Source organism: Pseudomonas sp. GL-B-26 (assembly GCF_019947405.1).
Lineage (GTDB): Bacteria > Pseudomonadota > Gammaproteobacteria > Pseudomonadales > Pseudomonadaceae > Aquipseudomonas.
Genome location: NZ_JAGYGJ010000012.1, coordinates 142,927 through 152,178 on the forward strand (window position 1 = coordinate 142,927; position 9,252 = coordinate 152,178).

The 9,252-nt window shown below is 60.3% G+C and carries 7 protein-coding genes; all 7 read left to right on the top strand.

Annotated features, from left to right (window positions below; genetic code table 11):
• Nucleotides 1-11: 11 nt before the first annotated feature.
• Nucleotides 12-938, top strand: a complete 927-nt coding sequence (locus tag KGB23_RS10750) for a carbohydrate ABC transporter permease (RefSeq protein ID WP_046055095.1) — start codon at nt 12-14, stop codon at nt 936-938.
• 10 nt (nt 939-948) lie between these two features.
• Nucleotides 949-1,779, top strand: coding sequence for a carbohydrate ABC transporter permease (locus KGB23_RS10755; RefSeq protein WP_046047128.1), 831 nt, complete (start codon nt 949-951; stop codon nt 1,777-1,779).
• Between the two features lie 33 nt (nt 1,780-1,812).
• Nucleotides 1,813-2,916: an ABC transporter ATP-binding protein gene (locus tag KGB23_RS10760; protein ID WP_095129878.1), complete on the top strand. Its 1,104-nt coding sequence runs from the start codon at nt 1,813-1,815 to the stop codon at nt 2,914-2,916.
• Between the two features lie 16 nt (nt 2,917-2,932).
• Complete coding sequence (locus tag KGB23_RS10765) at nt 2,933-4,405, top strand: mannitol dehydrogenase family protein (protein ID WP_223431076.1); 1,473 nt, start codon at nt 2,933-2,935, stop codon at nt 4,403-4,405.
• Between the two features lie 227 nt (nt 4,406-4,632).
• On the top strand, nt 4,633-6,129 hold the full coding sequence (gene xylB, locus KGB23_RS10770; protein ID WP_223431077.1) for a xylulokinase: 1,497 nt from the start codon (nt 4,633-4,635) through the stop codon (nt 6,127-6,129).
• A 13-nt stretch (nt 6,130-6,142) separates the two neighbouring features.
• Entirely contained in the window at nt 6,143-7,087 is a 945-nt protein-coding gene (locus tag KGB23_RS10775) for a carbohydrate kinase family protein (protein ID WP_223431078.1), read from the top strand.
• A 288-nt stretch (nt 7,088-7,375) separates the two neighbouring features.
• Nucleotides 7,376-9,252: type VI secretion system tip protein VgrG (locus tag KGB23_RS10780; protein WP_223431079.1), on the top strand; the 1,877-nt coding region annotated here is incomplete at its 3' end.

The following is a 9,252-nucleotide window of genomic DNA, read 5'->3' on the forward strand; positions in this document are numbered from 1 at the left end:
GTTCTATCGCCATGAATATTTCAACTGCCAAAGCTCACATGGACATTCCCCAACCGGTGCGTAAAAGCCGGTTGGCCAACCCCGGCTGGTTTCTGGTCAGCCCCTCGGTGGCATTGTTGCTGCTGTGGATGATCGTGCCGCTGGGCATGACCGTTTACTTCTCGCTGATCCGCTACAACCTGCTCTATCCCGGTGAAAACGAGTTCGTCGGGCTGGAGAACTTCAGCTACTTCCTCAGCGACTCGGGTTTCCTGCCCGGCGCTACCAACACCTTGTTGCTGGTCGGCAGCGTGCTGCTGATCAGCGTGGTGTTCGGCGTGTTGATCAGTGCGCTGCTGGAGGCCAGTGAGTTTCTCGGTCGCGGCATCGTGCGGGTGATGTTGATTTCGCCGTTCTTCATCATGCCCACCGTCGGTGCGCTGATCTGGAAGAACCTGATTTTCCATCCGGTGTCGGGGATTCTCGCCTACGTCTGGAAGTTGTTCGGCGCGCAGCCGGTGGACTGGCTGGCGCACTACCCGCTGCTGTCGATCATCATCATTGTGTCCTGGCAATGGCTGCCCTTCGCGATCCTGATCCTGATGACCGCCATGCAGTCCCTCGACCAGGAACAGAAAGAAGCCGCGCGCCTCGACGGTGCCGGGCCGATTGCGATTTTCTGGCACCTGACCCTGCCGCACCTGGCACGACCGATTGCCGTAGTGGTGATGATCGAAACTATCTTCCTGCTCTCGGTGTTCGCCGAAATCTTCACCACCACCAACGGCGGCCCCGGCTACGCCTCGACCAACCTCGCCTACCTGATCTACAACCAGGCGCTGGTGCAGTTCGACGTCGGCATGGCGTCCGCCGGTGGCTTGATCGCGGTGGTGATCGCCAACATCGCAGCCATCGTGCTGGTGCGCATGATCGGCAAAAACCTGACAGACAAAGCCTGAGGCCTGCGCCATGACCCTTCAACAATCCCGCCGTCTGCAAAGCCTGCTGCTCGGCACCTTGGCCTGGGCCATCGCGATCCTGATCTTCTTCCCGATCTTCTGGATGGTGATGACCAGTTTCAAAACCGAAATCGATGCGTTCGCCACGCCGCCGCAGTTCATCTTCACGCCCACGCTGGAGAACTACCTGCACATCAACGAGCGCAGCGACTACTTCAGCTTCGCCTGGAACTCGGTGGTGATTTCCTTCAGCGCTACGGCTCTGTGCCTGCTGATCGCGGTGCCGGCGGCGTACTCGATGGCGTTCTACGAAACCCAGCGCACCAAAGGCACGCTGCTGTGGATGCTCTCCACCAAGATGCTGCCGCCGGTGGGCGTGCTGATGCCGATCTACCTGCTGGCCAAGAGCTTCGGCCTGCTGGACACGCGGATCGCACTGATCGTGATCTACACGCTGATCAACCTGCCGATCGTGGTCTGGATGATTTACACCTACTTCAAAGACATCCCCAAAGACATCCTCGAAGCCGCGCGCCTCGACGGTGCCACGCTGTGGCAGGAAATGGTCCGGGTGCTGCTGCCGATTGCCAAGGGCGGGCTGGCGTCCACGGTGTTGCTGTCGCTGATCCTGTGCTGGAACGAGGCGTTCTGGTCCTTGAACCTGACCTCGTCGAAAGCCGCACCGTTGACCGCATTGATTGCCTCCTACTCAAGTCCCGAAGGTCTGTTCTGGGCCAAGTTGTCGGCGGTGTCGACCCTGGCCTGCGCGCCGATCCTGATCTTCGGCTGGATCAGCCAGAAACAATTGGTCCGCGGCCTGTCGTTCGGCGCCGTGAAATAGCCCTCAAAGAATAAGCACAAAAGGAGCGCCACCATGGCCAACCTGAAAATCAAGAATCTGCAAAAAGGCTTCGAAGGCTTTTCCATCATCAAAGGCATCGACCTGGAAGTGAACGACCGCGAGTTCGTGGTGTTCGTCGGTCCGTCGGGCTGCGGCAAATCCACCCTGCTGCGCCTGATTGCCGGCCTGGAAGAAGTCAGCGGCGGCACCATCGAACTCGATGGCCGCGACATCACCGAAGTCAGTCCCGCCAAGCGCGACCTGGCGATGGTGTTCCAGACCTACGCCCTGTACCCGCACATGAGCGTGCGCAAAAACATGTCGTTTGCCCTCGACCTGGCCGGCGTACCGAAAGCCGAAGTCGAGAAGAAAGTCGGTGAAGCGGCACGCATCCTCGAACTCGGGCCGATGCTCGAACGTAAACCGAAACAGTTGTCCGGCGGACAGCGTCAGCGCGTGGCCATCGGCCGCGCCATAGTGCGCAATCCGAAGATCTTCCTGTTCGACGAGCCACTGTCCAACCTCGACGCCGCCCTGCGCGTTCAGATGCGCCTGGAACTGTTGCGACTGCACAAAGAACTGCAAGCCACGATGATCTACGTGACCCACGATCAGGTCGAAGCCATGACCATGGCCGACAAGGTTGTCGTACTCAATGGCGGCAAAGTCGAACAAGTCGGCTCGCCACTTGATCTGTATCACCAGCCGGCCAACCTGTTTGTCGCCGGGTTCCTGGGCACCCCAAAAATGGGCTTCCTCAAGGGCAAAGTCACCCGCGTCGAAAGCCAGAGCTGCGAAGTGCTGCTGAACGCCGGCACCCGCATCACGTTGCCGCTGAGCGGCGCCAACCTGAGCGTCGGTGGTGCGGTGACCCTGGGCATTCGCCCGGAACACCTGAATCTCGCGCAAACCGGCGACTGCACCTTGCAGGTCACCGCCGACGTCAGCGAACGCCTGGGCAGCGACACCTTCTGCCACGTGGTGACCTCGTCCGGCGAAGCCTTGACCATGCGTGTTCGCGGCGATCTGGCCAGCCGTTATGGCGAGTCGCTGAGCCTGCACCTGGACGCCGAACACTGCCATTTATTCGATGCCGACGGCGTGGCGCTGACCCGCCCGTTGCGCGCTGCGGCCTGATTTTAGAGTGCATGTGATGAAACTGAACAAACAGAACCTCAATCGCCTCGCTCCCGAGGTGGTCCTGCCCGCCTACGCCCTGAGCGACACGCGTCAAGGCATCGCGCACATTGGCGTCGGCGGTTTCCACCGCGCCCATCAGGCGTATTACACCGACGCGTTGATGAATACCGGCGAAGGTCTGGACTGGGCGATTTGCGGCGTCGGCCTGCGCGCCGAAGACCGCCGCGCCCGGGACGATCTCAAAGAACAGGATTTCCTCTTCACCCTGTTCGAACTCGGTGATACCGACGACACCGAAGTTCGGGTGATTGGCGCGATTCGCGACATGCTGCTGGCCGAAGACGGCGCGCAAGCGCTGATCGACAAACTCGCCAGCCCCGAGATCCGTATCGTTTCGCTGACCATTACTGAAGGCGGCTACTGCATCGACGACAGCAACGGCGAGTTCATGGCCCAGCTGCCGCAAATCCAGCACGACCTGGCACACCCGAGCGCACCGAAAACCGTGTTCGGTTATCTCTGCGCCGCGTTGGCCAAACGGCGTGCAACCGGCACGCCCGCATTCACCTTGATGTCCTGCGATAACCTGCCGCACAACGGCGCGGTCACTCGAAAAGCGTTACTGGCTTTCGCCGCCCTGCGCGATGCCGATCTGCGGGACTGGATCGCCAGCAATGTCAGTTTTCCGAACGCGATGGTCGACCGCATCACGCCGATGACCAGCACCGAACACAAGCTGCAATTGCACGATAAACACGCTATCGACGATGCCTGGCCGGTGGTCTGCGAACCCTTCGTGCAATGGGTGCTGGAGGACAAGTTCGTCAACGGTCGTCCGGCCTGGGAAAAGGTCGGCGTGCAGTTCACCGACGACGTCACGCCTTATGAAGAGATGAAGATCAAACTGCTCAACGGCAGTCACCTGGCGCTCACTTATCTGGGTTTTTTGAAGGGTTACCGCTTCGTTCACGAAACCATGAACGATCCGCTGTTCGTGCGCTACATGCGTGCCTACATGGACCTGGACGTGACCCCGCAACTGTCGCCCGTGCCGGGGATTGACCTGACCGAGTACAAGAACACGCTGGAGGCGCGCTTCTCCAACCAGGCGATTGCCGATCAGCTGGAGCGCGTGTGTTCGGACGGTTCGTCGAAGTTTCCCAAGTTCACGGTGCCGACGATCAATCGCTTGATTGCTGATGGGCAGGAGACCAAGCGGACGGCATTAGTAGTAGCGGCTTGGGCGTTGTATTTGAAGGGCGTGGATGAGAATGGCGATACCTACAGCATTCCTGATCCGCGGGCGGCGTTTTGTCAGGCATTGGTGGCGGATGATGCGTTGATCACGCAGCGCTTGTTGGAGGTTGAGGAGATTTTTGGTACGGCGATTCCGCATTCGCCCGAGTTTGTGGCGGCGTTTGAATGGTGCTGTAACAGCTTGCGGGATGTTGGGGTGACAAAAACCCTTGAGCGGGTATTGGCCTAGATTGGTTGAGTGTCAGAGGGAACCACCCCTCACCCTAGCCCTCTCCCCAGGGGGTAGAGGGGACTGACCGAGGTGTTTGCGAGAAATATTGCGACCTGAAAATACCGAGCCGAATTCAGATTTTGAACAGCATAAAGATCGGCCCCCTTTCCCCCTCTCCCCTCTGGGGAGAGGGCTGGGGTGAGGGGTGGTTTTCAGATTAACGTTACAAACCAGCAGGACCGCCCATGGCAAACCAACAACTATTCCTCGGCATCGACTGCGGCACCCAAGGCACCAAAGCCATCATCCTCGACGCCGTCAGCGGTCAGGTGCTGGGCCAGGGTGCCGCCGCGCACAGCCTGATCAGTGGCGCCAACGGCCGCCGCGAGCAAGACACCTCGCAATGGCTGGAGGCCTTCGCGCTGGCCACCCGCCGTGCTTTGCTCGCGGCCAAGGTCGACGGCCAGGACATCCTCGGCATCGGCGTTTCCGGCCAGCAACACGGGTTGGTGCTGCTCGACGATCAGGGCCAGGTGCTGCGTCCGGCCAAACTCTGGTGTGACACCGAATCCACCCCGGAAAACGACCGTCTGCTTGCCCATCTGGGTGGTGAAAAAGGCTCCCTGGAACGCCTCGGCGTTGTGATCGCGCCGGGCTACACCGTCTCAAAACTGCTCTGGACCAAAGAACAACATCCACAGATTTTCGCTCGCATCGCGCGCATCCTGCTGCCCCACGACTACCTCAACTATTGGCTCACCGGGCGCAGTTGCAGCGAGTACGGCGACGCCTCGGGCACCGGTTACTTCAATGTGCGCAGCCGCCAGTGGGATTTGCAGTTGCTGCGTGACATCGATGCCACCGGGCGACTGCAAGCCGCACTGCCCGAGCTGATCGACGCCCACCGAGCCGTCGGCACGATCCTGCCGAGCATCGCCGAACACCTGGGCATCAACCCGCAGGCGCTGGTGTCCAGCGGCGGGGGCGACAACATGATGGGCGCCATCGGCACCGGCAACATCAAGCCCGGCGCTATCACCATGAGTCTCGGTTCATCGGGGACGGTGTACGCCTATGCGGATCAACCGAAGGTCAGTCCGGACGCTTGCGTCGCAACGTTCTGCTCCTCCAGCGGTGGCTGGCTGCCGTTGATCTGCACCATGAACCTGACCAACGCGACCGGGGTGATTCGCGAGTTGTTCGAGCTGGATATCGAACAGTTCAACGGCCTCGTCGCGCAAGCACCCATCGGTGCCGAAGGTGTGTGCATGCTGCCGTTCCTCAACGGCGAGCGCGTCCCCCCCCTGCCCCATGCGACCGGCAGTCTGTTGGGGCTGACGATGAGCAACCTGACTCAGGCCAACCTGTGCCGCGCGGTGGTCGAAGGCACGACCTTCGGTTTGCGTTATGGACTGGACCTGCTGCGCCAGAATGGCTTACAAAGCCGCAGCATCTGCCTGATCGGCGGCGGCTCGAAAAGCCCGGTGTGGCGGCAGATCGTCGCTGACATCATGAACACGCCGGTGATCTGCACCGAACAAAGCGAAGCCGCGGCCCTCGGCGCCGCGATTCAGGCGGCGTGGTGCAAGTCCTGGGCAAACGGGCATGAAGACAGCCTCGCGGACCTTTGCGAGCGTTGCGTGAAACTCGATCCAGCCAGCGAAACCTTGCCGATCGCAGACAATGTGGTGGCCTGTCAGCAGGCCTACGAACGCTATCAACAGCATGTCGCAACCCTTTGAAGAGTGAATAACTATGTACCTGGTGTGTGGCGAAGCGCTGTTCGATTTCTTCAGTGAAGACGACGCCAGCGGCCTGGCTTCAAAAGTGAATTTCAAGGCGATTGCCGGCGGCTCGCCGTTCAACGTGGCGGTGGGTTTGCGCCGTTTGGGCGTGGACGCGGCGCTGTTTGCCGGCCTGTCCACCGACTACCTCGGCCGGCGCTTGCAGCAGGTGTTGCAGGATGAAGGCGTGCGCCCGGATTACCTGGTGGATTTCGCCGCACCTACGACCCTGGCAATGGTTGCCGTCGGTGCCAATGGTTCACCTCATTACAGTTTCCGGGGTGAAGGCTGCGCGGATCGTCAGCTGAAAACCGAGCATCTGCCGGAACTGGGACCTGAGGTGCGCGGCTTGCACATCGGCTCTTTTTCGCTGGTGGTGCAACCGATTGCCGACACGCTGTTGGCATTGGTACAGCGGGAAAGCGGTAAACGCTTGATTAGCCTTGACCCCAACGTGCGGCTCAATCCTGAGCCGAATATCGACCTGTGGCGCTCGCGAATTGCCACCTTGGTTGAGCTGGCCGACCTGATCAAAGTCAGCGATGAGGATTTGAGCCTGTTGTACCCCGAACAGGATCCGCAACGGGTAATTGAAGGCTGGCTGCAGCATCGCTGTCAGTTGGTGTTTCTGACCCGTGGTGGCGAGGGGGCGGCGGTATTCAGCCGTCTGCATGGCTCCTGGTCGGTACCGGCGAGTTCAGTGAAAATCGCCGACACCGTGGGCGCTGGCGATACGTTCCAGGCAGCGCTGATTACCTGGCTGACGGAGCAGCAGCTGGATTCGGTTGAGGGCGTGCAATCGCTCGGCCGCGAGCAGATCGACGCCATGCTCAAATTTGCAGTACAAGCCGCGGCGCTGACCTGCAGCAAGACCGGGCCGGATTTGCCGTATCGCCATCAGTTGGATCTTCGCTGAGGCTGATGGCCTCTTCGCGAGCAAGCCCGCTCCCACATTGGATCGCGGTCGAATGTGGGAGCGGGCTTGCTCGCGAAGGCGGTGTCACTTACACCGCTAATCTTCCGACGCTGGAGTCGATTGACTGGAGAACGAGGATAAGAACACGGGGGTGAGCGGCAATAAGAGCAGAAGGCTGTTACTGGCTACAGACGACTTTAGTCGGTAAATGACGGCTCGTTTCCTTGAACGAGGCGCTTTAATCCTGCACCATCCGCCCCAGCTTATTCAAAGGACGGAATTAAAGGCATGCTGGACGCGAACGCAACCCATATTTCCCTGACGCTGGAAGGCGTTTCCGTTGACCTTCAGGTACTCAGCTTCGTCGGTCGCGAAACCCTCAATCAGCCGTTCTGCTTCGACATCGAACTGGTCAGCGCGCGCCCCGACCTGAATCTCGAAGAGTTGCTGCACAAGCCCGGCTGCCTGACCTTCGGCGCCACCGGCAAAGGCATCATCCACGGCTTGGTGTATCGCATCGAGCAAGGCGACTCCGGCAAAAGCCTGACCCGTTACAGCATCAGCCTGGTGCCGCAACTCGCCTACCTGCGCCACAACCATGACCAGCAGATTTTCCAGCATTTAAGTGTGCCGAAGATCATCGCGCAGGTCCTCGAAGCGCGCGGCATTCTGGCCGACGCCTACAGCTTCCAGCTCGGCGCGATCTACCCGGAACGCGATTACTGCGTGCAGTACGACGAATCCGACCTGCATTTCATCCAGCGCCTGTGCGAAGAAGAAGGCATTCACTTCCACTTTCAGCACAGTGCCAGCGGCCACAAACTGGTGTTCGGCGATGACCAGACGGTGTTCCGCAAACTCGCGCCCGTGGCCTACCAGCAAGACTCCGGCATGGCCGCCGAGAAACCGGTGATCAAGCGCTTCAACCTGCGCCTGGAAACCCGCACCACCCGCGTCAGCCGCCGCGACTACGACTTCGAGAAACCACGCATCCTTCCCGAAGGCGCCGCCAAAAGCGAATTCGCCCCGGACCTGGAAGACTACGACTACCCCGGCCGCTTCACCGACCGCGAACGCGGCAAGCAACTGGCAACCCGCGCCCTGGAACGCCATCGCAGCGACTACAAACTTGCCGAAGGCAAAGGCGACGAGCCAACCCTGGTCAGCGGCCACTTCCTGGCCCTGAGCGAACACCCGCGCGCCGAGTGGAACGACCTCTGGCTGCTGCTGGAAGTGGTGCACGAAGGCAAACAGCCGCAAGTGCTCGGTGCAAACGTCACCAGCGACGTCACCCAGAACAAAGACGATTTCCATCAGGGCTACCGCAACCGCTTCCTCGCCACCCCGTGGGACGCGCACTTCCGCCCTGCCCTCGAACACCCGAAACCCAAAGTCCTGGGCAGTCAGACCGCCATTGTCACCGGCCCCAAGGGCGAAGAAATCCACACCGACCAATACGGTCGCGTCAAAGTCCAGTTCCACTGGGATCGCGAAGGCCAGGCCGACGACAACACCAGTTGCTGGCTACGCGTCGCCACCGGCTGGGCCGGCAACGCCTACGGCGGCATCGCCATCCCGCGCATCGGCATGGAAGTACTGGTGTCGTTTATGGAAGGCGACCCCGACCAACCGCTGATCACCGGCTGCCTGTACCACAAGGAAAACATCGTCCCGTACGACCTGCCGGCGAACAAGACCCGCAGCACCTTCAAGACCCTGAGCTCTCCGGGCGGCAATGGTTACAACGAGTTTCGGATTGAAGACAAGAAAGGCGCGGAACAGATCTACCTGCATGCCCAGCGCGATTGGGATGAAAACATTGAGCATGACCAGAAGATCCGCATCGGCAATGAGCGCCACGACACCGTTGAGGCCAATGTTTTCAGTGAGTTCAAGGTTGAAGAACATCGGATTACCCATCTGGATCGCAAGACGGAGACCCGGGCTAATGATCACCTGACGGTTGCCGTGACTCAGCATGTGAAGGTGGGGACGGCGCAGTTTGTTGAGGCGGGTCAGGAGATTCACTACAACGCTGGGGAAAAGGTTGTGGTTGAGGGTGGCATGGAGCTGACGGCCAAGGCTGGCGGGAGCTTTGTGAAGATTGACGCGGGGGGTGTCACGATCAGTGGTGCGCAAGTCAAGGTTAACTCGGGGGGTGGGCC